Raw genomic sequence first — 24,850 nt, 5'->3', positions numbered from 1 at the left:
GTTCTCATACATGCTTCTAACATTAACATGATTTATTACAGCTCTCAGTATTAGCGTATCCTGAGATTAGCGAGCATTAAGTTAGTGTTATCCACTATTCGCAACCTAACTATGGAATATAAACATACAATTGTTTATCATTTGCGCGGAGTTTCTCCGAGGCATTTTTTCACCTTATCGTGACTAAAATCAACCATCAGATCAGTTCACCACATCTTTTGTCCTCGAGCGCTCTCATTCTTTCAACTTATTGTTCCGCTCTGGAGTATTTTTCGTGCATCGCTATAAAGAAGAAGCATCAAGTCTCATCAAATTGGCGACCCCGGTATTGATCGCATCTGTTGCTCAAACTGGTATGGGGTTTGTTGATACCGTTATGGCCGGAGGCGTTAGTGCCACCGACATGGCTGCGGTTTCTGTCGCTTCAAGTATTTGGCTTCCATCCATTTTATTTGGTGTGGGTTTGTTAATGGCGTTAGTCCCTGTTGTCGCACAGTTAAATGGCTCTGGTCGTCGAGTAAGAATCCCGTTTGAAATTCAACAAGGCGTCGTTTTGGCATTGTTGATCAGTGTGCCGATTATTGCAGTGCTGCTTCAAACCCAATTTATTCTCGGATTTATGGATGTTGAAACGTTGATGGCAGAAAAAACAGTGGGATACATTCATGCTGTTATCTTAGCAGTGCCTGCTTTCTTGCTTTTTCAAACGCTTAGAAGCTTTACGGATGGTATGTCATTGACGAAACCAGCAATGGTCATTGGCTTTATCGGTTTACTGCTCAACATTCCACTAAACTGGATTTTCGTGTATGGCAAGTTTGGCGCACCTGAATTAGGCGGTGTTGGCTGTGGTGTTGCAACCACGATTGTTTACTGGGTTATGTTTGCCCTACTATTGCTTTATGTAATGACATCAGATCGACTTAAAAGCATCAACTTATTTGGTGAATGGCATCGACCACAATGGAAAGCGCAAGTTCGTCTGTTCAGGCTCGGCTTTCCTGTTGCAGCAGCGCTGTTTTTTGAAGTAACACTATTTGCTGTCGTTGCACTATTGGTCTCACCACTAGGACCAATCATCGTTGCGGCGCACCAGGTTGCGATTAACTTCTCGTCGCTAGTATTTATGCTTCCAATGAGTATCGGTGCGGCAGTAAGTATTCGTGTTGGACACCGACTTGGCGAAGAAAACGTTGATGGCGCTCGCGTTGCTTCACGAGTGGGCATAATGGTTGGTCTAGGTTTATCTGTTCTTACAGCGATATTAACCGTATTATCTCGTGAATGGATTGCCGAACTTTACACTAGCAACCCAGAGGTCATCACTCTAGCGATGCAACTGCTCGTATTTGCTGCTGTTTATCAATGTACGGACGCAGTTCAGGTAATCGCGGCAGGTGCACTGCGTGGCTATAAAGATATGCGAGCCATCTTCAACCGTACTTTTATCGCCTACTGGATTCTTGGTTTACCAATGGGTTACGTCCTTGGCCGCACAGACTGGATCGTCGAGCCAATGGGTGCGCAAGGTTTCTGGCTAGGCTTTATCATCGGCCTTTCTTCTGCCGCACTTATGTTAGGGGTAAGAATGCGCTGGATGCACCGCCAAGAACCAGAGGTGCAATTGAACTTTTCAGTTCAGTGATAATAAGAAAAAGCCAGCACACGCTGGCTTTTTTGATCGAATAATAACGCTGTTGAGTATACTTATAACAAGCTTGTGAGCCAGTTCAGCCTGCTCTTTTGGTGACGAATACGAAGTTATAAAAAGGATATTTGTGCGGTCTATTTTATTGTTTTTAGTCTTGTTTCTTAACGGTTGCGATAACTGGTTCAACCCAGAAAGAGCAATGTTTGACAAGTATCACCAACGTGTCGCCAATGTGTTGGACGCTCCTACTCTTCCAATCGAATCGCAACCTACGGTGACCATACCTGCAAAACGCGACTTATTCGAGCCACTTCCCAGGCTATCGATTGGTTTACTAGAAAGCTACCAATTACGCCAGTGTGGATTATTCAATCTACTTGCCGAGAAAAACTCGCAACTTGGTAAGGTGCAGGATGCATTTCATGATTTTGATTACCAAACTTCACTGTTACGAGTCATGAATCGATGTCTATCCGAATTTCAGCTCAGCGATGAAGAACGTACCACATTAACAGAGCTTTATTCGACTAAGTGGCAACATTTAGGTACTCATCTTGACAACTTGCTACTCGCGAGTGATGCAATGCAAAAGCAGCTAACGGCGTCGGATTGGCTATCTCAAGAAACGACGAATGATATTGCACGTCTTAACGACGTCTATCGCCTTTTCAGTGAAATGTACGGCTTGCCTCATCGCGCCATTTCACGTCTGCCCGATATTGAGATTGTGCAGTATCAAGAAGAGCTAGAGAAATCTCGTTTAATCGGACGGCTTTACTATTCGATGATAAACGCTTCTCACTGGCTAAAAGCTACGACTCAGTTACTTGAACAACATCAGAATAATGTATTGTGCGGGCCAAACCGAGACACCACCCAGTTCCGCTACCTAAGAAATGTCTTCCAATCTATTTACGTTGAAGAAGTGCAACCTTACTTAGCCTATTTAGACAGTACCTATCAGCAACTTCATGATGGCGCCACCTTGATAGAAAAGCGTATGCAACTTCATGGTCATCAATATGGGATAAAAGAAGCACACAAAACCTTTAGACAAGAAACCCTAAACCACGTTCAGTTTTGGCAGGGTCTCTTCAAGCGGTGCGGCGTAACCGTTGGCAACTAGTAAGTGCAGAGCGTTCTATTCCTTCAGCCTCTCACGCAAGAATCGGGCAAAACGTGGCTTACCGTTATGAGTAAAACCATTGTACCTGAACGTGATGGTTGAACCTATTTTCGGAGGCTGACGACGCACTTCATCGGTAAACCCACTACCAATGTAAAACTCTGTACCATCTGGTAAGCGAACTAACATCGCCCCCATCATACCCAATAAACGCCCCGTGCCTGGCTTATAGCCCACGACTAGCGCTTCATCATCCGCGTATCGTTTCAGTTTAAGTAAATCACTACCACGTCCAGCTTGATAACGGCTTGATACCTTACGTAGCATCACCCCTTCACCATCGGATATTGAAATCTTATCCAATTGCGCAAACAGGTGAGCTTCATTTTGGATCGCTCGGTGTTCGACATATTTGATATGAGGTTGGTCTACTTCGAGCACTAAGTCTTTGATGTTGTAATAACGCTTCCGGTAATCACCAGCAGAATACGGCATATCAAAGATCATAAAATCAATGTTTCGCCAAGCTGACTCCACAGGCGTTTTATCCAAAACCGTTTGTTGTACGAGATGAAAATTGCCTCGTCCCGCCCATAGCTCACCATCTAACGGATAGTCAGGTAGTGAATCTATAAACCAATCTGGAGCGTAGATTCGGTTACCATTTCTCGTCACGAGATGTTGTCCTGTCCAATAGGCGCGAATGCCGTCGAGTTTTTCGCTATACCAGTATTCAGATACATCGATACCATCTTGATAGCTTTGCGCAAGAGAAACTGGAGGCGTGAGAGAAGTATCAGCTTGAAGCTGTGAAGACGCTGTCATAACAGCCAGCGCGATTAATGTCATTTTTAATGGCATAAGAAGACCTTGTACAAAAAAGCGCCTTTATTGAACCGTAACTCCTCTCGATGACCTATTTGTTACTAGTCATTCTTCGACTCAGAACAATCAACTTAAGTAATGATTTGCAAGGATAATCATAAACTTTAGACAGATTTTGCATTTAATATTTACACATTGTTCACAATAAGATGGGTGAATCTCAAATCAAGTCACAATCTAATCTCGGTGAGACTCTTGCTTTAGCGCTCGATATTAATTCGACATCTCTCCTGAACAAGCCGTTTGTCTATGCGTTTTTGATTCTCAAATTGAGAACCTATTCCTTCTCAATTTGAATGACACCACCAAAAAATCATAACCATCTGATTTTATACGCATTTAAATCTGGCACGTTACCTGCTCTATATCCAAGTAGAGAAAACAAACGGAGATAGAGTCATGGAATTACGCAAACTAGAAATTAATCAAGACAAATTAGCCATTGAGTTTTTTGGTGACTTAGACGCAAGTGGCTGTCGACAAGCACAACATCACATTGATGAAGTAATTCACGACAATCATCACAAAGAAGTCGAAATTAACCTACAGCACGTCCAATTTCTTGATTCTTCAGGGATTGGTGCCATTGTTTACTTATATAAGCGTCTAGTTGAACGTGAAAGAAGCATGAGTATTGAAAACGTATCAGGCCAACCTTTAGAAATCATGAGCTTGCTTCGTATTAACCATGCTATTCCCGTTAACTCAAAAGGACACTAAAAATACCGGTTTAAACGGAGGTTGGCATGGTAAATCTTATACGACGATATCTAGTAAGCGGTCTTGTTGTCGGCATGTTTGGTTGTTCGTCGTTTGACTACCCAGACCACGGAAAAGGAGGCTTGGCGGAAAACTATCAAGATATCTCAATTGAAAATTATCAGTTTTCCCCAGTCATGCCCGATGAGCCGTTAGGTCCAGAGCATGGGTTGAGGTTTGATTGGCAACTCACCAAGCTACACCTAGACGCGTTGATTCAAGAAGGCGCACGCTGGTGCTTTCCTGCAGCAGTAGTGCAAGCGCTTGAGAAGCAAAACAGAATCGCACGTGAGCTAGAAGGCGGACTTCTACTCGATGCTGCTAACGATCTGGTGATTCAACGTCGACGTTTAAACCAACTTGAACAGCAACTCGACTATGTATTAAGCCAAACCACTTGTACGCCACCCGATGATATTGAAGCATTGCGTAGCGATTTGAACGTCGTCGCTGAAATTTATGCACTCCTCAATATTGATAATCAATTTGCTGTCGATTCAGCAGAAATTAATCCAAAGTACATGGGACATTTGGCAGAAGCTGCCTACATTTTACGTGACCACCCTAACCTAACTCTTGTGGTGACTGGGCATGCCGATGTCACTGGCTCACCAGATTACAACCAGAAACTCGCTCAAGCGCGTGCAGAACAAGTGAAGCGTTACCTGACTGTATTTGGCATCATTTCAGAACGCGTAACCACCAAATCTGTGGGAGATAGCCTGCCGCTTTACGAGGGTGAAACACCTGCCGTGCGTTTAACCAATCGCCGCGTAAGCATCGAGGTTATTAGCCCTAATTCAGATAGCGATACCTCAGTAAATCGCAATCTATCTGTAGGAGGTGCGCTATGAACACGATGAAACCATTTATCACCTTAGTTCTTTTGTGCTTGGTTGCTTGGGTACCTACTTCGTCAGCAGATGGAAACAATACTGTTAAGGTTGGCGATTTAATTCAGATTAACCTACCTGGAGAAGCGTCTTTAAATAAAGGGTTTCAAGTCGATCGCCGTGGGCGTATTAACTTACCGGAAGTCGGCCCTGTATTTGTTGCTGGATATAATGAACAACAGCTCCAAGACGTGATTATCGAAACGCTAAAAACCGTGTATCGTGACGTAAACAACGCTCGAGTCTTTATCAAACAACAACAGTTATTAGTGTCAGTCCAAGGCTACGTGGTCAAACCCGGGGAATATACCTTACCTTCAGGTTCCAACATTCAAATGTTTGTATACGAAGCTGGCGGCCTTCGCGCTGGTGCTCAGCTCGATAAAATGATCGTTAAACGCGACGAAAAAAACATCGAGTTTGACTACAAACGTTTCCTTGATACTGGTGACAATAGCCAGCTCCCGAAATTGGAATCACTGGACGTACTGTTTGTTCCAGCATCTCCACTCGTTGGAAATATTGAGCAAGAATTTGATGCAGCAAAACTCGCGAATTCAGGCGACAGCGCAGACTCCGCTCGTGCCATCAAAGTCTTTGGTGAAGTGAATGCACCCGGCTCATTCTCTTACAAACCGAACACCACGCTCGTTGATGTCGTGATGAGAGCTGGCGGCGTAACACGATATGCCAGTGTTGAGCAAATTCGCGTGATCACAAATAACAACCCAACCATGTTTAATCTAAAAAAATATCTGGATACGGGTGATCAAAGCTTACTACCAGAAATCCTACCGGGTGCCACCATCTTTGTTCCAAAACAGGAAGAAGAAATCAAAGCGGGTGCAAATGTGGTTTATGTCATGGGTGAAGTTGCCCACCCTGGCGCGTATGAGGGAAAGCAAGACGCTAGCTTCATGGATATTCTCGCCAATGCAGGCGGGCCTACTCGCTATGCAGAATCTCGCCAAATTCGTGTCATAAAAGCCGATGGTAAGGTCATCAAATTCGACCTAACCGCGCATACCGAGGGGCTGTCTTCGGTTAGACCACCGAATGTCGGACCTGGAGACGCGATTTTCGTGCCTGAGAAAACCGATTTCAACGAGAAGTCATGGCTAAAAGTGGCGCCAAGTCGAGCGGTCGCTGTGATGGGAGAAGTCGTCCGCCCGGGACGTATTGAATGGTCAGACGAAATGGATTTAATTGATCTGCTTGCGCATGTTGGCGGCCCAACACGTAGAGCTGACACCACCAAAATTGAAGTCGCCAATAATGGTCAAATGACACAGTTCGATTTAGATCAATACATTTTAGATGGCTCACCAACATCGAATCTGCCCCGAGTTGCTGCTGGTACGGTCGTAAGAGTCCATGCATTACCTGACGATCCATCAGACAACAAATCGCAATGGGTAAGCCAGAGCTCTGATGCCTCGATATATGTTTTCGGTCAAATCAATGCCCCAGGCCGCTATCGCTTTACCGAAGAGATGCACTTTCTGGATATTTTATCTGCCGCCGATGGACCAACAATGGATGCCGATATTCACAATATTCGTGTGACGCACCGTGGCCTAGGCTATGCCAAAGTGAGTAAATTGAATTTGTCGATGTACTTTGAAACGGGCGATGAGTCTATTCTTCCCCACGTTCGTCCCGGCGATACCATTTACATTCCGGAAAAAAACAAAAACTGGTTGGATCGCTCCAAAGAATCCACCGTGCGTGTATTAGGTGAAGTAAGAGACCCTGGGCGCTATGTATTTAATGACAACATGACGGTACTTGACTTGCTGGCAGAAGCAGGAGGCCCGACAAACAATGCGTATCTTGAAAAAATCAGTGTGGTCAACATGTCTTGCTGTCAGGGCCAAGCTCGAACATTTGATTTGGTGAACTTTAGCAAAACCGCTAACATTTATGATTTACCAGTCATCCGTGCAGGCGACACTATTTACATTCCACATAAAGACGAAAGCTTTGCTGAAAAAGCAAGAGCCGGATTAAGAGATATTTTACAAATCACCACAACCATCGTGTTAATAGGAGCGTTGTAATGACTATTCCTGCCACTCACGCTGAGATTGAGCAAATTTATCTTCAGAGTGAACAGAAAGGCCACAAAACGATTTGTGTTGTGGGTTGTAAGTCTGAAGACGGCGTCACTTCCGTTGCTTCATCTCTAGCAGAGCGTCTGGTTTTAGCTGGACACAATACTTTGTATGTGGATCTTAACCTGTTCAAGCCCGCGTATCGCACCATTCACGAGTTTGATGATGCCGAAAAAGTTGGCCACCTGATCACAAGAGAAAATACGCATCAAACCTTAGTCGGTCTCCCTGCTCCATCTCTCGCCAGCACTCAATTGGCGTACCGAGACCCGACGATGCTGAAGCGCAATATTGCAGAGTGGTTAACGCAGTACGAGCGAGTCGTGATAGACACATCTCCACTTCTGAGTGTCAACCGAAGCAATATTGCCCCTCAAGTGATTGCGGGCGTATGTGATGCCACCTTATTAGTCGCACATTATGGCTCTACGACGGCAACCCAACTCGAACAAGCCAAAAAACTACTTGATGCTAGCGATGCGAATTTGATTGGTTCTGTGCTGAATATGAAGCATACACCTAGCCTGAAAGATGAGTTGATCCGCCAAGTTTCCAAGCTACGCTTTTTACCCAAAAAGTGGAAAGAAAAGATATCTCAACAAATTAAGAAAAGTGAACTGTTTATGTTATAGGGAGCGCCAATATGACTGCAAATAACACACCGACTATCGAACAAGAATTGGTGGATGAACACATTCTCCAGCAAATGATCAAAGATACGTGCGCCGAAATCATCCCTACGCTGATTGAACACTATATTGAAGAGTCACGAGAGCGCATGGAGAAAATAGAGCAAGCATTAAGCGCGAAAGACCTCCAAACATTAGAGTTCGAAGTTCATACACTCGGCAGCTCTGCCCTTGCTTTAGGTAACCGAACGCTTTCCAGACAAGCAAGAATGATTGAGAAATATTGTGTGGAAGGAAAAACACTAAAAGCATTGGCTCTCTGTGAGTCTCTTTCCCAGCTGGCAAATGAATCGTTTGACGCGCTAGAAAAGCGAAAAGATCAAGGATTCGAGTAACAGTTTCATTGATAAATCATCTTATGAATCATCGCACTTATTAAAGTGCGATGCCGATATCATCTAAGACATTTACAATTTAACTTAATCAATTAAAAAGTATGGATTTTTCGCAAATTTCCCACCTTGTGCTAATACTTAGATAACGCTTTTCTCAAATTGAGAATATTCAGCACTAGAGAGCACTAAGTCATATAACTCGCTCATCACGCCAAATACAAATAATAGTGCTGACAAAAATCATAAAAGTGAAACGAACTACGTTGGGATAGGACTATGAGACCAAGGGTGTTACTGGTAGAAGACTCTACTTCACTAGCCATACTTTATAAGCAGTATGTCAAAGACGAACCTTATGACATTTTTCATGTCGAAACAGGTCGCGAAGCCATTCAATTTATTGAAAGAAGCAAACCTCAACTCATCATTCTCGATTTGAAACTGCCCGATATGTCTGGTGAAGACGTATTGGATTGGATCAACCAGAATGACATTCCGACATCCGTTATTATTGCTACAGCGCACGGCAGCGTAGACTTAGCCGTTAACCTAATTCAAAAAGGTGCGGAAGATTTCTTAGAAAAACCTATTAACGCCGATCGCCTAAAAACTTCTGTTGCATTACACCTCAAACGCGCCAAACTGGAAGATTTAGTAGAAAACATTCAGTCCAAGTTTGATCGCCATAACTATCACGGATTTATCGGTTCAAGTCTCCCAATGCAGGCGGTATATAAAACCATTGATGCCGTTGCTCCAACATCTGCCAGTGTCTTTATTGTGGGTGAAAGCGGCACAGGTAAAGAAGTCTGTGCTGAAGCCGTGCACCGTCAGAGCGACCGTAAAGACAAACCTTTTATTGCTATAAACTGCGGGGCTATCCCACGAGATTTAATGGAAAGTGAGATTTTTGGCCATGTTAAAGGCGCATTTACCGGGGCCACAACAGACCGAAAAGGTGCTGCGACGCTGGCTCACGGTGGGACGCTTTTTCTCGATGAACTGTGTGAAATGGAACTTGAGATGCAAAAGAAGTTGCTCCGTTTTCTTCAAACAGGAACCTACACACCGCTTGGTGGCACTCGAGAGATGAAGGTGGATGTCCGAATCATTTGTGCCACCAACCGAGATCCATTAACAGAAGTGGAAGAAGGTCGTTTTCGTGAAGATTTGTATTACCGCGTACACGTAATACCTATCGATATGCCCCCCCTACGTGAGCGAGGAAGTGACATCGTCACGTTAGCCAAGCACTTTTTGACCACTTATGCTAAACAGGACAAAAAGAAATTCTCAACAATCGACAGCGAAGCTCAACATATCATCAAGCACTACGAATGGCCGGGTAATGTAAGGCAATTGCAAAACATCATACGTAACATTGTGGTGCTTAATAATGACGAAAAAGTCACGCTGAATCACCTACCCGCTCAACTGACTAGAAAGTCTAAAACGGTGAGAACATCCACTCCCGCGCATGTAACTCAAGAGCCAGCACCCCCTCCAACAATAACATCCCGACCAGTGTATGTTGAGGAACAATCGGCCCCCGCTAGAGAACCGTCAATACCGACACCGGAACCTAACATACAATCATCAGCGGCTGCCTCGCCGTACTTTAACTCTGATGGAACCATTCGCCCTATGTGGCAGGTGGAGCGTGAGGCGATTCAAAACGCAATCGCATACTGTGATGGCAACGTACTCAATGCCGCCGTAATGCTGGAGCTAAGCCCATCTACGGTTTACCGAAAAAAACAAGCGTGGGAAGCGGATGAAATTAATCTCGAACAATCTTGAGAAACTTGCCGTTGGTGAAATTTGGATTTTTCTTGATAGCCGCCTGTTTGGCGGTATCGAAAGTCACGTCATAGAGCTTGCTCGTGGATTAATGACATTTGGGCACAAAGCACGTGTTGTCTTAACGACTGAGTACTCGCCACCAGCACAGATTGTAGAGAAAGCAGAAGAATCCACCATCCCTGTGAGTTACTTGAACCATTTGTCTGGTGAGCCACATAAGGCATTAAAGATCAAACACCTAACAAGCGCGGTCGCCAATCACCAACCATCGGTCATTCACTCCCACGGTTACAAAGCGTCAATCTTAGCGCGCTGTGCCAAGCTACTCACGCGCACATTTCCTCGCTTGATTTCAACTTATCATGCAGGAGAATCATCCTCGGGCAAACTGTGGCTCTATGATTGGCTTGATAGAAGTTCAGGCTACCTCTCTAACCACTGCTTTTCCGTCAGCCCAAGCATTCAGCGTAAAGTCATTTTCCCTTCGGAACTGCTGAATAACTTTGTTTCGATTCCCGATCGTAATCTCAACTATCAAGAAATCGCTTTCGTCGGCCGATTGAGCAAAGAAAAAGGTGCCGACCAATTTATCGAAGTAGCAAAGCTCTGCCCAACACTGCATTTTAGTGTTTACGGTGATGGACCCGAAAGAGAATCACTCGCCCACATTGCCCCTTCAAATGTGATATTTTTCGGTCATCAAACTGAAATGGAGACCGTTTGGAAAAACATTAGCGTGCTGGTAATTTCTTCTCGCTATGAAGGCCTGCCTATGGCGGCGCTTGAAGCAATGGCTAGAGGAATAGTAGTGATGAGCCTACGCGTGGGTCGCTTGCCCGATATTATCCAAACTGGCGAAAATGGCTTTATTGTCGATGACGTCCCATCTCTCGCTCAATGCCTTAAACATTGGATGTCTCTTGATGAAGTGCAGCAATCTCACATTCGTCAAAACGCTCGGCAGACCATTATTGATGATTTCTCGGCGCAAAGCGTTATTCCTGTATTGCTACGAAAATATCAAATTGAAACGGAGCAATAAGCCATATTGGTTCTCAATATGAGAATATTGCTTACCCCCTTAAGGCCAAGCACAAATATCTAATAATATTCAAACACATAAACTAATGGCATATTTTGGCATCTCTGTTGCAACTCAGCAGTTAACACAAGTTAATGATGAGACAGAGGTGACTTATGACTACTCCAAAACGCATTCTATATGTTCATTATGGTGATAACTGGATTCGCGGCAGTGAAGTGGTACTTCTGGATCTCATCTCAGGGATTGACCGTGATAAGTTTGAGCCATTCGTGTGGTCAAACTGCCAGCCACTAATCGATAAGTGTCAATCGCTCGGAATTGAAGCGGAACATTCTGTTTTCAATCTCGTTGGTGGCTGGAGTGCGCCTCGCTGGGATATTAGCGGATGGAATAGCCTTATCAAACAAGGCTCAGCACTGATCGAAAAACACAATATCGACTTGGTACACGTTAATAGCGGTGGCCCTTGTCAATGGATGTGTTTGGCTGCACGCATGAATCACATCCCACTTGTCACCCAACTTCATTGTCACTATACATTGCGAGATCGCTTCTCTCTTGGGCTACACCTCTCCCCAAAATTGATTTGCGTTAGTAAAGATGTCGGTCGTGAAATTATTCAGGACGGTTACCCAGAAGACCAGCTTTATGTTGTGCACAACGGTGTATCGCTTCAAGACTCTGATACGCCCATTGATATCAAGGCTCACCTCGGAATACCTCCACAAGCGTTTACCTTTCTCTCGGTAGGTTCGTTGATTAAAAGAAAAGGATTCGACCGCCTTATTCGCGCTATGCGCATGCACAATTACCATCACGATAATCCTCATCTTGTTATCGTTGGCGATGGCGAGGAAAGAGAAACATTGCAACAACTTGCTTCGGATCTCGGTATCCAAGACAGAGTCCACTTTGTCGGGGAAAAAAGCAATGCTGGTGCATGGATGTCTGGGAATGCAGACGCTTTTATTAGCGGCGCCTATGAAGAGGCCTTTGGTCTCGTGCTCGGGGAAGCGGCTTTAGCTCAGCTGCCTATCGTGGCTCCTAAAACAGGAGGCATCCCTGAGTTGTTCGAGCATAATCACTCTGCGCTACTGTACCAGAATCGCGGAATGGCAGGCTTATTAAACGCTATCCAACAAGTCATGCAAGATGCAGCGCTAAGAAACAAGCTAGCTGAAAACGCCTATCTTCATGCTAGCCAAAACCTCACGACTGCAGCATCCATAAGCGCCATTGAACGTATTTATGAAGGTGAGCTTGAGAACAACAGTATTACACCAATGCCAATGACTCACTGCATGAAGCCTCTTTCACGCTGGTTGAGCATCAATTGAGGAGGCCAGTCATGAAACGTGTATTAATGTTCGACGCAATCCCAATGCAAGGTGGTTCTAAAATTGCGAATGCAGAACTCCTCAAACAGTGCGATAAACTGAACGTAATTGGTTATCTGCTGACCACGAATCCAGAGCATTGGGAGTCACTACTTAGCGATACGCCTCGTGTGCAGATTATCAAAATCAAACCATCACCACTGAGCTCCACTCATGGCCTCACTTACTGGTTAATGAACGCGTATTACTTTATCCAACTGATTTTTGCGTGCATGAAACTACCAAAGATAGATAGCTTTTTAGGTTTATCTTGCCCAAGTAATGATATGCCTTTGTACTTACTAAGATTAATCAGCAAAAAGCCTGTGGTACAAATGGTTCATGGTCCAATTGGTCGTTCAAGATCTTCCGGCTACTGCTTGGTAAAAGCATCCGCAATTTATTACTTGGCAAACACCCGAGAATCGATGCTAGAGGCCTTACAGGTTTACCTCAAAACCGAGAAGCCAGCCACTGAACGCTATTGGTGTGGTTTGAATGCTTCTACGTTTGTTAACGGACTATCGAGAGACCGCTGGCCAAAACAAGCAAATCCGATTTCAAACCGCGTCTTCTGGGCGGCCAGCTTACTAAAATGGAAGAACATCGATCTTTTTCTTGATGCTTTAACACTTGATAAGACAAAAGAGATCAAATCTACCGTGTGTTACATCAAACCAAGTGTGGCAGGTGTGGAATATTCAACACCAGACTTCACCACAAAAGGTGTTGAATGGCATGAGTGCCCAGATAACCTAGATGACCTACGCTCTCAGTGTGGTGTGTTTGTTTCCACCAGTGTTAACGAACCTTTTGGGTTATCCATTTTAGAAGCTCTCGCAGCAGGCATGTGCATCGTCATCCCACATGATGATAGCTACTGGGATCGCGTATTAACGCACGGCCGCAATTGCATCAAGTACACACCAAACAATGTGGCGTCGTTACATAACGCAATTCGCCTTTTGAATGAGTCTCCATGGATGAAAGTGACAATGGGTATCGAAGCACTCAACGTTTCTCAACTTTATACGGCCGAACGTTGTTATCTGCCAATCGCTCAGCACCTTGCAGCAGAATCCGCACCGAATGGCGATTGTAAACTCAAAACACCGCGATACATCAAAGGATATGACCATGTCTAAAGCAATGACCAATATGTCGCTGTTCGCTATCGCGTTAGTGATAAACAAAAGCATCAGCTTAATCATGCTGCCTGTATTGCCCCACTTTCTCTCACCAGAACAAATGGGCAAGCTTGAACTGCTTACCACCTTTGGCGTTGTCACAACCTTATTCGTCAGTTTCGCTTTGCATGAAGCGCTGTATCGATTCGTCGGGGTTGAGAAGGATCAAAATACGCGCACAAGCCTACTAAACCAGCTGTACTCACTTGCTTTATTCATCGCTGGCATAGTGGCTTTATGCCTACTCGCTATCATTATGCTCGCGCCTATTCCTGCTCCTTTTACGCGAGTCGAGTTTGCTATTGTTATGTTTGCTATCGTTCTAGAAGGCAGTATCGCAATCGGCACAGCTTGGTTGAGAACACAGGACGACAAAGCAAGAACCCTACTTAACGTCATGGTGACTACCACTGTTTTTCAGGTTATTTTCATCATCACGGCGCTGTCTGTTCACCCACATGTTATTTCTGTTTTATGGGGTGGCTTGTTGGCTGCTATTACTCAGTTTGTCTGGCTGCACATCATTAACCGCTACAGCATGACTCTGCCAAATCTGACAGTGGCGAAACAATACCTAAATTACTGTCTTCCAATGATGATGGCTGGATTGGTTGCGTTTTGTCTCAATGGCGCTGAACGCTGGTTCATCGGCGCGAACGCCTCACTTGCGACCTTAGGGATTTACGCAATAGCCGTAAAATTTGCGGTTGGCATGTGTATTTTAGTTCAGCCATTTGGCATGTGGTGGATGCCACGTCGATTTAATTACCTAGAAGGTCGTAAGAGTACAGAAGCTGTGCGCATCACTCATCTAGGCATGATTTACATTACCGGTTTAAGTGTTGCAGTCGGCACATTAGCAATGGTGATGATCACTTACCTGTTACCAGAAACCTATCATGAGGCGGTACTGTTCAGCTTGTTCTTACTGCCTATCGCTATGCTAAAAGAGTGGAGCGAGCTCATTAATATTTCCATTTTGTACAAGCGTCGTACTCGCTGGTTACTGGGTATTAATGTCGTCTCAGCATGCGTTGCAATTGCTTTGCTGTTTGGCCTATCGTCCCTGGGTATCTATGGAGTTTTCATTGCGCTTTATTACGCTCAACTGTGTAAGCTTGGCCTTACTTATGTGGTAGGCCAACAATGCATGCCGTTGCCTTTTCACCTAAGTCTGATGGTTTTATTGCAGATTATCTCCGGTGTGGCACTGTTCCTGCTTCACTCTTCACAATCAATAGGCATCGCCATCGCAATTTGCATTTTGACATGCACTTTGCTGGCAGGGATAGCCACTCGCTATATGAGTAAAGAGACGCTAAATGCGCTCACTCGATACATGGTGAAATGGCGTGGACAGGTGAAGAGATACTCGTTATGACTGAAACCAAGGTGAGAAGAAAACAGTCCATCGCAGCGCTGACGATTACCGTCTGTATCGGCCTGCTTTGGATTGTTATGCCTCACCCTATTTTGATTGTCGCACTATGTTTCGCCCCGCTGGCTTTACTGTTCGTTCTCAACCAAACGTTTTGGCTTGTCACGCTGTTCGTTATTTTTTCATTCTTTCGTATTCATGAAGCGTTTCCCGTTATCTATAACTTTAAGATCCCATTGCTACTATCATTGGGGGCACTGGCCGCACTTGCTTTCCACCTTTTGATAAGTCGCCAGCTTACGGCTTTTTGGCACCCTTCATTAAAATGGTTGTGCATATTTTGGGGGCTGGTGATCATCGGCATCGTCTTCGCCTCCAGTCGTGACATTGCCATTACAGTTTTCAAAAATACCTATTGGAAAATCATCATTATGACATTGGCGATCACCTGGCTTATTACCAAGCCTGCTCAGTTAGCACAAATGTCGAAAGCGATAATTTTCGCCGGATTGTTGATTGGTTTAGTCGCATTACAAAACGCAGCGAATGGCATTGATTTAGTGGAAGGGACGCGCGTATCGATTGGACGCTCCATAGGTTCAGTACTCGGCGATCCGAACGACTTGGCGCTGGTATTAATGTTTCCCCTCGCCTTTACCGTTAGTCAGTTGATGGAGAAACGTTCACCTAAGCATCTCCGGCTCTTCGCACTTGTTACCTGTTTGGTATTGTTTTTTGCGATTATTGAGACACAAAGCCGCGGGGGCTTGTTAGGCTCTCTATCGGTATTTGCGTACTTTGCCTTTAAGCATATCAAAAGCAAAACGTTAGTCTTAGTACTAGGCGCCGTCGCAGCCATCGTACTCTACGCATTTGCTGGTATCTCAGGGCGAGAATCTGGTGGCGCAGCCGAGGATGGTATAGATGCCTCTGCGATGGGACGACTTTACGCGTGGGAAGCCGCATTTAAAATGGCTCTCCACCATCCGTTAACTGGGGTTGGGCTTGATAATTTCTACTTCAATTACTATTTCTATAGCCCTCACTGGGATGGCATCAATCACGCCGTACACAGTACTTGGTTTGGCGTATTAGCAGAAACGGGGTTTGTTGGACTCGCCGTGTTCATTACATTGATTGTGTCATTGATTCGAACCTCTTTGCATTCTATTTCACTACTGACGCCAACATCAGATTACACCCTCTCTGTTGGAGCAAACGCAGTCTTAAGTGGGCTTATCGGGACCATCGTATCAGGTACTTTCCTCACTCAAGGTTTCACTTGGCCAATTTACATTCTGGCAGCATTAACGGTTGTCGTTAGCCGAATCGTTCAAAGTGATTGTCAAAATGAGAAACCCTAATTTCAAATACCAACAGAAAGTCCAATTACCTGTTTTATAAGAAGTAAATCCTTGGCACGTATTGTGATTACTCTCTAGATTAGTAATCAAATAACGAAGACTCAAGGAGAGCCACATGACAGATATCGTAGTATTTGGAGAAGATTTTGGCGGGCTACCCTCCTCCACTCAACACATTGTCAAACGACTAGCAACGAGCCACCGCATCCTTTGGGTTAACTCAATTGGTCTGCGTCAACCTAGGCTGACTGCTAAAGACATGCAACGTGCGTTAAACAAGCTCGCTCGTGTGTTTAATAACGCTGGATCGCATAAGCCAACGTTAGAGTCTGAAATAAACCCAAATATTCACACCATTAACCTACTCACTATTCCTGCTCCAAGTTCTGCGCTGGCAAGAAAAGTAGCGGCTAAGATGATGAAATACCAGCTCAATAAACAGTTACACGCTCTTGGTTTTGATAAGCCTATATTTTGGACATCGCTCCCGACGGCCGCAGATGTTTGTGCGGAAATGAATTCACGTGGGCTAATTTACTATTGTGGCGATGACTTTAGCGCTTTAGCTGGTGTTGACCACGACACGGTTGCCAAGCATGAACGTACACTGGTTAACGCGGCTGATGTGATTTTTACAGCAAGTGACAAACTCGCCACTCAATTTCCATCTGGTAAAACCGTCACTTTGCCTCACGGTGTCGACTTTAGTCTGTTTTCTGAGCCAGCACCTAAGGCTGAAGATTTACCTAATAATGGTCGCAAAGTGCTGGGCTTTTATGGCAGTTTGTCTGAATGGTTAGACTGCGACTTAATTGCCCAAGTCGCAGATCAAGCGCCTGACTGGGATCTCGTGTTCATCGGCCCCAACGAGTTCAGTGACAATCCACTTCCACAAAGAAGCAACATATACTACCTAGGCCCGAGAGCGCATCACACTCTGCCACGTTACTCTCAACACTGGGATGCCAGTTGGTTGCCCTTTGTTGATAACGCTCAAATCAAGGCATGTAATCCGCTTAAACTTCTTGAGTACTTGGCAACAGGAACCCCTGTTATCAGCACACCCTTTCCCGCATTAATGCCCTACAAACATATGCTCCATGTGGTTCAAGATGTCGAAGACGTGCGTGCCAGTCTCGATCACCTCCTACCGCCACCGACAGATTCAAAGTCATTTGTTCAACAGCAAAGCTGGGAAGCAAGAGCCAACCAAGTTGATAAATTAGTGAGGGCGCTATGAACGATTTAAGAGAAAACCTCAGCGTACTGTTACATGGTGCTTGGAAACGTCGCTACATGATCGTTATTCCTATGCTTGTATTGCCTGTGCTGGGTTTCATCGTAAGTAAACTGGTTCCGACGACTTATGTCGCTCATACAAGTATGCTTATCCAAGAGACAGCGAAAATGAACCCATTCCTTCAAGATCTTGCCGTCTCAACCATGCTGAAAGATCGATTGAGCGCACTCAGTACCTTGCTAAAAAGCCGACATGTTTTGTACTCAGTTGCCAAAGAACAAGCGCTGATTAGTGACGAAATGAGTGCCAAAGAGCAAGAGTTCATCATTAAAGATCTCGCGTCGCGTTTGTCTGTTCAGCAGCTCGGTAAGGACTTCATTCAAATCCAACTACGAAGTGGCAAACCGAATGGCATGGAGTCGATGTTACTCTCCGTCAGCGAACATTTTGTCGAACAGCTTTTAGCTCCTGAACGATCTTCAATTAAAGAGTCAAGTCACTTTTTAACCATCCATATTAATAAACGCAGAGAAGAGCTGGATAAAGCAGAGCAAGCGTTCGCGGAATACAAGAATACTTACTCTCACGCGACGCCTGAAATGCAAGCACAAAGCCTGACTCGTCTGGCAAGCCTTAAACAAACCTTGGCAGAAAAAGAAGCGGAGCTTGCTGGTGTTACCCGAAGCCTAGGTAGTTTGGACCAACAGCTTTCTAAAACCAACCCGGTTATCGGTAAGCTTGAAGAACAAATCATCGACATTCGTAGTGAGCTCACTTTGCTTCGCGCCAAGTACACTGAGGCGCATAGCATGGTTCAAGGCAAGCTACGAGAGTTAAACCGCTTGGAGCAAGAGCGCTCAGTACTATTGAACTCTAAACAACCGGAATTAAACAGCGCCCAACTTTGGGATATCGCAAGCAATACCACCGTAAACAGTCTTGGAGAAGCTCAGCCTCTTCTGGTCTCTCAGCTTCACCAACTGCAAATTATGCGCGGACGCTTTGAAGCCCTCACAGAAGAAACAAATAGCTTACGAACAATGATTCAAGAGTTAGAAAGTAATGCGCATCGATTTGGTAGCACAGCAACAGAAATCAACCGCCTAGCTCGTGATGTAGCGGTAAAAAGAGAAATGTATGATGACCTTGTGGAGCGTTATGAAATGGCTCAATTAACTGGTTCACTTGGCGTATTTGAAGAGAATAAACGCGTGAAAATCATTGATGAACCTTTCACACCAACCATTCCGTCTAACTTACCTAGTTTTGTGTTTGTCATTTTAGGGTTTATCGGTGGCGCGGGTTTGGGCATTGGATTAGCGACGATACTTGAGTTAGCCGATAACTCTATCCGCTCTAAAAGAGCATTAGAAAAGCACCTTGGCGTTCCTGTGATCACCACTCTACCTAAAGTGGTATACGGAAGCTAACAGCCGTTAACACTCCATTACAAGCACTCGTTCAGCGAGTGCTTTTTTTTTTGTGCTTATTCTAACTCCGTGTAAGATTTCCACTAATATGAATCTCAAATTGAGAATAAACATCGCCCCTCATATGCATTTCCATTAACCCCATGTTTTTAAACACTTAATTTATTGGCACGCAGTCTGCAATTCCTAAATAAACAAAGAACTCAACGAGGGTTTGAGAATGGAATTCAGACAAAAACAAAATAGCACTCAACGCAATAAAAAAGTGATATTACACGTCGTGCAGCACTTAGCTCCTGGCGGTTTGGAAACGCTCGTATTAGAGATGCTTCGTTTTGCGCAACCGAATCATTCCGTGTTTGTCGTAAGTTTAGAGGGAAGCAAAGCGCAAGCACTGCAATGCTGGTCAAAACTCTCGGCCTACCAAGGCCAACTGCACTTTCTCAATAAGAAACCTGGATTCAGCGGGACAACCATCAGTACGCTGACTTCCATGCTCAAAGGACTTAAGCCTGATGTGGTCCACACTCACCATATCGGTCCACTCTTATATGGTGGGATTGCGGCACGCTTAGCGCAGGTGCCAGTAATTATCCATACTGAGCACGACGCCTGGCATCTGAATAACAGAAAGTCAGCTCGACTGCAGTCCCTACTGCTAAAAATGATTCGTCCACATGTGGTTGCCGATGCGAACTTTGTCGCCGAACAAATCCAGACAAAACTGAATTACCGCAAAGTCTGCATCATTCACAATGGAATCGATTGCCAGAAATTTCAAAGCGGTAATCAAGCAACCAAGAGAAACTTGTTTGGGCTTCCAGCCAACAAAACCGTGATTGGAGTGGCTGGACGTTTAGAAGCAGTTAAAGGCCATAAAGAGCTTATCGAAGCCTTCTCTCATCTTACGCCAAACACACACCTAGCCATTGCTGGAGATGGTTCTCAGAGAGCTCAATTGGAAGCACAAGTTAGAACGTTAAAACTTGAGGATCGCGTTACCTTTTTAGGCTTGGTCGACGATATGCCCAGCTTTTACCAAAGCCTCGATTTATTTTGTTTACCGTCGCTTCAAGAGGGTTTCCCCCTCTCAACACTAGAAGCTCAAGCATGTGACATTCCTTGTGTCGCAACCGATGTTGGTGGCGTGAAAGAGACGCTCTGCCCGATTAACAGCACATTGGTTGAAGCCAACCGAGTATTCTCTTTGGCGGAAGCTTTGTCGCTGCAATTGAAATCAACCCATGGTTCTCCTCGAACTTTTATTCTCAAACATTTTGATATCAGAGACATGGTGAGTCGCTACTCACGTTTGGCCAAGGAGGCTAGCTATGAATGATTTACTTTGGATTACAGGTTTTGGTTTATCCGCATTTTTGATTGTCTATCATCATGTTGGTTATCCATTGCTACTTAAATGGCTTCCTTTAAAACAGCAAAAAACCACAGCACCATTTGTAGAGCGAGCTTACAAAGCCTCTCAAACAGACAGTCAGTTACCATCTATTACTGTCATCGTGCCCGCCTACAATGAAGAACAATGGATAGCAGAAAAGATCCGCAACCTTGCGAGCTTAGATTACCCAAGAGATAAATTGAAAGTGGTGATCGCATGTGATGGCTGCACAGATAACACAGCCGAGATTGCTCAAGCGACGATTCAAGAAGCAATCTGCTCCGATACACTGTTCATCATTAATGACCACCAAGTCAATCGCGGTAAAGTTGCCCTACTCAACGAAGAAATGCGTCATGTTAGCTCGGACATTACCGCACTGAGTGATACATCGGCATTGATTTCTTGCGATTCTCTGTTGCTAGCTAGTCAGCATTATCAAAATGAGAAGGTTGGAGTGGTTAACGCGACATATCAAATAATGAGTACCGATAACCAAGGTGAAGCAGCGTACTGGCAATACCAGTCTCGAGTGAAGCACCAAGAATCCTTGCTAGGTTCAACGATTGGTTCTCACGGTGCGTTTTATACATTCAGAACCCACCTATTTGAACCACTTGAAGTCAGCACCATCAATGACGATTTTATTCTCCCTATGAGAATCGTTTTGCGAGGCTATAACGCTATCTACGAACCTAACATGCTGGCTCTTGAACTCGAACAAAGCTCAGACGACGCAGACTTCAAGCGACGCCTAAGAATTTCAGCGGGTAACATGCAGCAGCTCATGCAATTAAAGAAATTACTGCTACCTCGCTATCGTGGCACTGCCTTTGCATTTCTATCGGGAAAGGTTCTGCGCTTAGCAACACCCTATTTGATGATTGTTTGCTTGGTTTGTTCACTGCTACTGGCACACAACCCGCTGTTTCAAATAATGCTGCTCGCTCAAGCCTGTGTTTATGGTATCGCACTTGTCACTTACTTGGTGCCTGCACTTAACACAGTCAAGCCTTTTAAACTGATTAGCTACATCGTCATTGGTCATCTCGCCAATTTCATCGGCGGTATGAAGTATTTGCTAGGAATGGAAAATGGGCGTTGGAAACGCGTCAACCAATAAGGAAAGCATCATGAAAAACTCACGCTACGATTCAAATGTATGCCACGCGAAAAGAACGTTTGATGTACTGGTTGCAATGTTTATTTTGCTCGTCACTGCACCACTATTCCCATTTATCGCGCTAGCTATAAAAATCACATCCAAAGGCCCAGTGATCTATCGTCAACTGCGTGTTGGGCGCTGTACACCAGAAAAAATGGATCTTTTTCAGATCATGAAGTTTCGCACCATGTATATTGATGCGGAGCAACGCTCCGGTGCAGTTTGGGCAACCGAGAATGATCCTCGAATCACACCAGTAGGACGTTTTTTACGTAAGACGCGTTTAGATGAGTTACCACAGCTGTTTAATGTGTTGAGAGGTGAAATGTCGATGATCGGGCCACGTCCAGAGCGCCCTGCTTTCTACCAAAAGTTGGAAGATGAAATCCCTTATTTTGTAGAACGCACATATGGCGTATTACCGGGAATTACGGGCCTAGCGCAAGTTAACCAAGGCTATGATGCTTGCATTGAAGATGTACGACGTAAAGTTGGTTTTGACCACAGTTACGCACTAAGCTTAGGTTCGTTCTACTCTTGGATTTCAATGGACCTTTCAATCATGAGCAAAACATTCGTTGTGATGATTGACGGACGAGGTCAGTAACCCCTGGTTCTGGTAACGGTCACTCTTGCCACTGGCGTCGCATCTTTTCGATGGTCGCTGGTGGTACATCATGAATGCTTTGATACGCTCCGCGACACACCTTAACTTCCACCTCAATGCGCTTCTTCACGCAGTAGTCCAAGTAACGCTTCATCTCCCAGTGCCGAACAAACGTATTACTCACAATCACGACTTTCCCTTTGTTCAACCACTCTCGAGTTTGCTGAAAACACCATTCGTGCGCTTGGGTTAATTCAGTTGGGTTAAAGTGATAATCACCTTCATCATTTTCAAAATACATGTCAGCTTCAAAATGCTTAGCACCAAGCTCTATCGCCAGTTGCTTTGCTAAGGTTGTTTTACCTGAACCTGGAAGTCCACGAATAAGAATGAGTTTCGCCAGTGACATAATGCTGTTAAATGAGGTGGGAATAAGCCCAAACTGTAACGGAATTATTGAAAAAGAAAAGTAGAAATAAAAAATGCCGAACGCATTAGGCTCGGCATTTAAATTCAATAGTGGATAGTGTTTATTTGTAAGCTGACAGTTCGGTTCTTAACCCTTTAACCAAGCTTACACACATCAACAACAGAACAAAGGTAAACGGTAATCCCGTTGCAACCACACCGGACTGCAATGCTTGCAAGGCTTCTTTGCCACCAACCCAAAGCATAACGGCTGCAATTGCACCTTCAATACAAGCCCAGAAAATACGCTGTGGAATTGGTGCATCAATCTTACCACCCGCAGTGATACTATCGATAACCAGTGAGCCAGAGTCTGATGATGTAATAAAGAACACCAGAATCAGCACGATAGAAAGCATTGAAATCACTGAGCTATACGGTAGCGCATCGTAAACATGGAACAGAGTCAGTGAAATATCAGTTAGACCATTTGCACCTAGCTCACCGACTTTATTCACCACTTGGTCAAGCGCGATACCACCGAATACAGACATCCAAATCAAGGTAACGACAGTAGGAATAACGATCACTGCGAACAGGAATTCTCGAACCGTACGACCTTTAGACACACGCGCGATAAACATACCAACAAACGGTGACCAAGATACCCACCAAGCCCAGTAGAATACCGTCCAGCCGTGCATCCAAGTTTCATCTTCACGACCGTGGGGGTTGCTCAACGGAATAATATTTTCAATGTAAGCCATTGTTGTGTCGCGTAGCGAACCCCACGCCGTATCAAACGTTATAAAGGTAATGAAAATAAGCAGGGCAAACGCAACCACCATATTGACGTTACTCAGTAGCTTAACACCACCATCAATACCACGAATTACTGATAGCACCGCGATAAAGGTAACAAAGGTGATCACAATCATTTGTGTACCAATGCCGCCTTCTAGACCAAAGACATGGTTAATACCACTGGTCGCCTGCTGAGCACCGAGACCCAGCGACGTTGCAAGACCAAACAGCGTGGATAAAACGGCAAGAATGTCGATAACATGCCCTAACCAACCCCATGCTCGGTCACCAAAAATTGGATAAAACGCCGCGCGCAATGAAAGCGGTAAACCTTTGTTAAAAGCAAAAAACGCAAGTGCTAGTGCAACGAGTGCGTAAATACTCCAACCATGCACACCCCAGTGGAACATGGTGGCACCCATCGCGAGAGATTTCGCTTCTTCTGTGTATGGCACTGCGTTCAGTGGCATTCCCCACCAATCAGTGAAGTACGCGGTCGGCTCCGCCACACTCCAGAACAGAAGGCCAATACCCATACCAGCAGCAAAGAGCATCGACAACCAAGAAACGGTTGAGTGATCCGGCGTTGCTTCTTTGCCACCTAAGCGGATTTTACCCAGCGGAGAAAAAAGAAGAGCAACAGCGAATAATAAGAAGAAGTTTGTCGACCACATAAAGAACGCATCAAACTGTTCGATAATTCCGTTTTTCAGACCGTTTAATACATCACGAGCAGTGGTTGGCTCAACAAGAAGAAGTGAAATTAGACAGAAAACAACGAGACCCGCACTGATGCCAAAAACGGGGTTATGTATGTCGAATCCCCACTTTTGAACGTTGTCCTGTCCAACCTGATAGTCTGTTGTGTCGATACTATATTTTTTAAATGCATTATCCATAAATACAAATTTAACGTGAATTTGAAACGCCCCTCAGGTGAGAAGAACTCCAATACCGCCCTCCATTAATTTGAACTCTAAAGTTTTAAAGCGGGGCGAAGTTTAGCAGTAATCACATATTTTTGCAAAAAATCGCCATTTATTGCATTTTTGGCTCAGTTAAAGGCAGATGAGAACAAAGTAATATCAACACAAAAATTATGAGGTCTAACGATTGATTCTATCGTAATTTGATCGTTCGAAAAGGACTGGAAATACTTGCGCTCTGTGGCTTTATCATTGATGGACGCGTAAAT

General features: G+C 44.7%; 21 protein-coding genes. 18 read left to right on the top strand and 3 right to left on the bottom strand.

The window, feature by feature from the left end:
- Positions 1-274 precede the first annotated feature (274 nt).
- Together NL645_RS18315 and NL645_RS18310 are read left to right on the top strand one after the other, a co-directional pair.
- Positions 275-1,645 carry an MATE family efflux transporter gene (locus NL645_RS18315; protein WP_253652175.1) on the top strand — a complete coding sequence of 457 codons (1,371 nt, stop codon included), beginning with the start codon at positions 275-277 and terminating at the stop codon, positions 1,643-1,645.
- A 133-nt stretch (positions 1,646-1,778) separates the two neighbouring features.
- Positions 1,779-2,777, top strand: a complete 999-nt coding sequence (locus tag NL645_RS18310) for a DUF3080 domain-containing protein (RefSeq protein WP_237283901.1) — start codon at positions 1,779-1,781, stop codon at positions 2,775-2,777.
- A gap of 15 nt (positions 2,778-2,792) precedes the next feature.
- Here the strand turns inward: NL645_RS18310 and NL645_RS18305 are convergent, their stop codons facing one another.
- On the bottom strand, positions 2,793-3,638 hold the full coding sequence (locus tag NL645_RS18305) for a DNA ligase (RefSeq protein ID WP_104969470.1): 846 nt from the start codon (positions 3,636-3,638) through the stop codon (positions 2,793-2,795).
- Positions 3,639-4,061: 423 nt separating this feature from the next.
- On the opposite strand from NL645_RS18305, the gene NL645_RS18300 reads away from it, so the two are divergent.
- From NL645_RS18300 to NL645_RS18225, 16 genes are all read left to right on the top strand, one after another.
- Positions 4,062-4,382 carry an STAS domain-containing protein gene (locus tag NL645_RS18300; protein WP_005394270.1) on the top strand — a complete coding sequence of 107 codons (321 nt, stop codon included), beginning with the start codon at positions 4,062-4,064 and terminating at the stop codon, positions 4,380-4,382.
- Between the two features lie 26 nt (positions 4,383-4,408).
- Positions 4,409-5,275: an OmpA family protein gene (locus tag NL645_RS18295; protein ID WP_253652174.1), complete on the top strand. Its 867-nt coding sequence runs from the start codon at positions 4,409-4,411 to the stop codon at positions 5,273-5,275.
- On the top strand, positions 5,272-7,374 hold the full coding sequence (locus NL645_RS18290; RefSeq protein ID WP_253652173.1) for an SLBB domain-containing protein: 2,103 nt from the start codon (positions 5,272-5,274) through the stop codon (positions 7,372-7,374). The genes NL645_RS18295 and NL645_RS18290 overlap by 4 nt, the downstream gene beginning before the upstream one ends.
- On the top strand, positions 7,374-8,060 hold the full coding sequence (locus NL645_RS18285) for an AAA family ATPase (RefSeq protein WP_053807396.1): 687 nt from the start codon (positions 7,374-7,376) through the stop codon (positions 8,058-8,060). Before NL645_RS18290 ends, NL645_RS18285 begins: the two co-directional genes overlap by 1 nt.
- Positions 8,061-8,071: 11 nt before the next feature.
- On the top strand, positions 8,072-8,452 hold the full coding sequence (locus tag NL645_RS18280; protein WP_253652172.1) for an Hpt domain-containing protein: 381 nt from the start codon (positions 8,072-8,074) through the stop codon (positions 8,450-8,452).
- Between the two features lie 276 nt (positions 8,453-8,728).
- Complete coding sequence (locus NL645_RS18275; protein ID WP_253652171.1) at positions 8,729-10,252, top strand: sigma-54 dependent transcriptional regulator; 1,524 nt, start codon at positions 8,729-8,731, stop codon at positions 10,250-10,252.
- Entirely contained in the window at positions 10,227-11,297 is a 1,071-nt protein-coding gene (locus NL645_RS18270) for a glycosyltransferase family 4 protein (RefSeq protein ID WP_253652170.1), read from the top strand. The genes NL645_RS18275 and NL645_RS18270 overlap by 26 nt, the downstream gene beginning before the upstream one ends.
- A gap of 155 nt (positions 11,298-11,452) precedes the next feature.
- On the top strand, positions 11,453-12,637 hold the full coding sequence (locus NL645_RS18265) for a glycosyltransferase (RefSeq protein ID WP_046875248.1): 1,185 nt from the start codon (positions 11,453-11,455) through the stop codon (positions 12,635-12,637).
- Positions 12,638-12,648: 11 nt separating this feature from the next.
- Positions 12,649-13,821, top strand: a complete 1,173-nt coding sequence (locus NL645_RS18260; RefSeq protein ID WP_253652169.1) for a glycosyltransferase family 4 protein — start codon at positions 12,649-12,651, stop codon at positions 13,819-13,821.
- Complete coding sequence (locus NL645_RS18255) at positions 13,814-15,244, top strand: lipopolysaccharide biosynthesis protein (protein ID WP_048626366.1); 1,431 nt, start codon at positions 13,814-13,816, stop codon at positions 15,242-15,244. The genes NL645_RS18260 and NL645_RS18255 overlap by 8 nt, the downstream gene beginning before the upstream one ends.
- Complete coding sequence (locus tag NL645_RS18250) at positions 15,241-16,605, top strand: O-antigen ligase family protein (protein WP_006742945.1); 1,365 nt, start codon at positions 15,241-15,243, stop codon at positions 16,603-16,605. Before NL645_RS18255 ends, NL645_RS18250 begins: the two co-directional genes overlap by 4 nt.
- Before the next feature lie 115 nt (positions 16,606-16,720).
- Positions 16,721-17,845, top strand: a complete 1,125-nt coding sequence (locus tag NL645_RS18245) for a glycosyltransferase (protein ID WP_253652168.1) — start codon at positions 16,721-16,723, stop codon at positions 17,843-17,845.
- Positions 17,842-19,275, top strand: a complete 1,434-nt coding sequence (locus NL645_RS18240; protein WP_253652167.1) for a chain-length determining protein — start codon at positions 17,842-17,844, stop codon at positions 19,273-19,275. The genes NL645_RS18245 and NL645_RS18240 overlap by 4 nt, the downstream gene beginning before the upstream one ends.
- A gap of 220 nt (positions 19,276-19,495) precedes the next feature.
- A complete protein-coding gene (locus NL645_RS18235) occupies positions 19,496-20,614 on the top strand; it encodes a glycosyltransferase (protein WP_253652166.1) in 1,119 nt (372 codons plus the stop codon).
- Entirely contained in the window at positions 20,607-21,794 is a 1,188-nt protein-coding gene (locus NL645_RS18230) for a glycosyltransferase family 2 protein (RefSeq protein WP_006742949.1), read from the top strand. The genes NL645_RS18235 and NL645_RS18230 overlap by 8 nt, the downstream gene beginning before the upstream one ends.
- Positions 21,795-21,804: 10 nt before the next feature.
- Positions 21,805-22,443, top strand: a complete 639-nt coding sequence (locus NL645_RS18225) for a sugar transferase (RefSeq protein ID WP_005394228.1) — start codon at positions 21,805-21,807, stop codon at positions 22,441-22,443.
- 19 nt (positions 22,444-22,462) lie between these two features.
- On the opposite strand, the gene NL645_RS18220 is transcribed toward NL645_RS18225, so the two are convergent.
- Together NL645_RS18220 and NL645_RS18215 are read right to left on the bottom strand one after the other, a co-directional pair.
- Entirely contained in the window at positions 22,463-22,852 is a 390-nt protein-coding gene (locus NL645_RS18220; RefSeq protein ID WP_253652165.1) for an ATP-binding protein, read from the bottom strand.
- Between the two features lie 121 nt (positions 22,853-22,973).
- Complete coding sequence (locus NL645_RS18215; protein WP_005394224.1) at positions 22,974-24,554, bottom strand: BCCT family transporter; 1,581 nt, start codon at positions 24,552-24,554, stop codon at positions 22,974-22,976.
- Between the last annotated feature and the right edge of the window lie 296 nt (positions 24,555-24,850).

The organism is Vibrio sp. Y51_MX_L26 (assembly GCF_024181935.1).
GTDB classification, from domain to species: Bacteria; Pseudomonadota; Gammaproteobacteria; order Enterobacterales; family Vibrionaceae; genus Vibrio; species Vibrio diabolicus.
The sequence above is the reverse complement of the archived record's forward strand: the minus strand, read 5'-3'. Positions and strand labels throughout refer to the sequence as shown.

Bases quoted from the DNA above. Each gene is read 5' to 3' on its own strand.
- NL645_RS18305 (WP_104969470.1), bottom strand. From the start codon at position 3,638: ATGCCATTAAAAATGACATTAATCGCGCTGGCTGTTATGACAGCGTCT.
- NL645_RS18300 (WP_005394270.1), top strand. From the start codon at position 4,062: ATGGAATTACGCAAACTAGAAATTAATCAAGACAAATTAGCCATTGAG.
- NL645_RS18295 (WP_253652174.1), top strand. From the start codon at position 4,409: ATGGTAAATCTTATACGACGATATCTAGTAAGCGGTCTTGTTGTCGGC.
- NL645_RS18290 (WP_253652173.1), top strand. From the start codon at position 5,272: ATGAACACGATGAAACCATTTATCACCTTAGTTCTTTTGTGCTTGGTT.
- NL645_RS18285 (WP_053807396.1), top strand. From the start codon at position 7,374: ATGACTATTCCTGCCACTCACGCTGAGATTGAGCAAATTTATCTTCAG.
- NL645_RS18280 (WP_253652172.1), top strand. From the start codon at position 8,072: ATGACTGCAAATAACACACCGACTATCGAACAAGAATTGGTGGATGAA.
- NL645_RS18275 (WP_253652171.1), top strand. From the start codon at position 8,729: ATGAGACCAAGGGTGTTACTGGTAGAAGACTCTACTTCACTAGCCATA.
- NL645_RS18270 (WP_253652170.1), top strand. From the start codon at position 10,227: ATGAAATTAATCTCGAACAATCTTGAGAAACTTGCCGTTGGTGAAATT.
- NL645_RS18265 (WP_046875248.1), top strand. From the start codon at position 11,453: ATGACTACTCCAAAACGCATTCTATATGTTCATTATGGTGATAACTGG.
- NL645_RS18260 (WP_253652169.1), top strand. From the start codon at position 12,649: ATGAAACGTGTATTAATGTTCGACGCAATCCCAATGCAAGGTGGTTCT.
- NL645_RS18255 (WP_048626366.1), top strand. From the start codon at position 13,814: ATGTCTAAAGCAATGACCAATATGTCGCTGTTCGCTATCGCGTTAGTG.
- NL645_RS18250 (WP_006742945.1), top strand. From the start codon at position 15,241: ATGACTGAAACCAAGGTGAGAAGAAAACAGTCCATCGCAGCGCTGACG.
- NL645_RS18245 (WP_253652168.1), top strand. From the start codon at position 16,721: ATGACAGATATCGTAGTATTTGGAGAAGATTTTGGCGGGCTACCCTCC.
- NL645_RS18240 (WP_253652167.1), top strand. From the start codon at position 17,842: ATGAACGATTTAAGAGAAAACCTCAGCGTACTGTTACATGGTGCTTGG.
- NL645_RS18235 (WP_253652166.1), top strand. From the start codon at position 19,496: ATGGAATTCAGACAAAAACAAAATAGCACTCAACGCAATAAAAAAGTG.
- NL645_RS18230 (WP_006742949.1), top strand. From the start codon at position 20,607: ATGAATGATTTACTTTGGATTACAGGTTTTGGTTTATCCGCATTTTTG.
- NL645_RS18225 (WP_005394228.1), top strand. From the start codon at position 21,805: ATGAAAAACTCACGCTACGATTCAAATGTATGCCACGCGAAAAGAACG.
- NL645_RS18220 (WP_253652165.1), bottom strand. From the start codon at position 22,852: ATGTCACTGGCGAAACTCATTCTTATTCGTGGACTTCCAGGTTCAGGT.
- NL645_RS18215 (WP_005394224.1), bottom strand. From the start codon at position 24,554: ATGGATAATGCATTTAAAAAATATAGTATCGACACAACAGACTATCAG.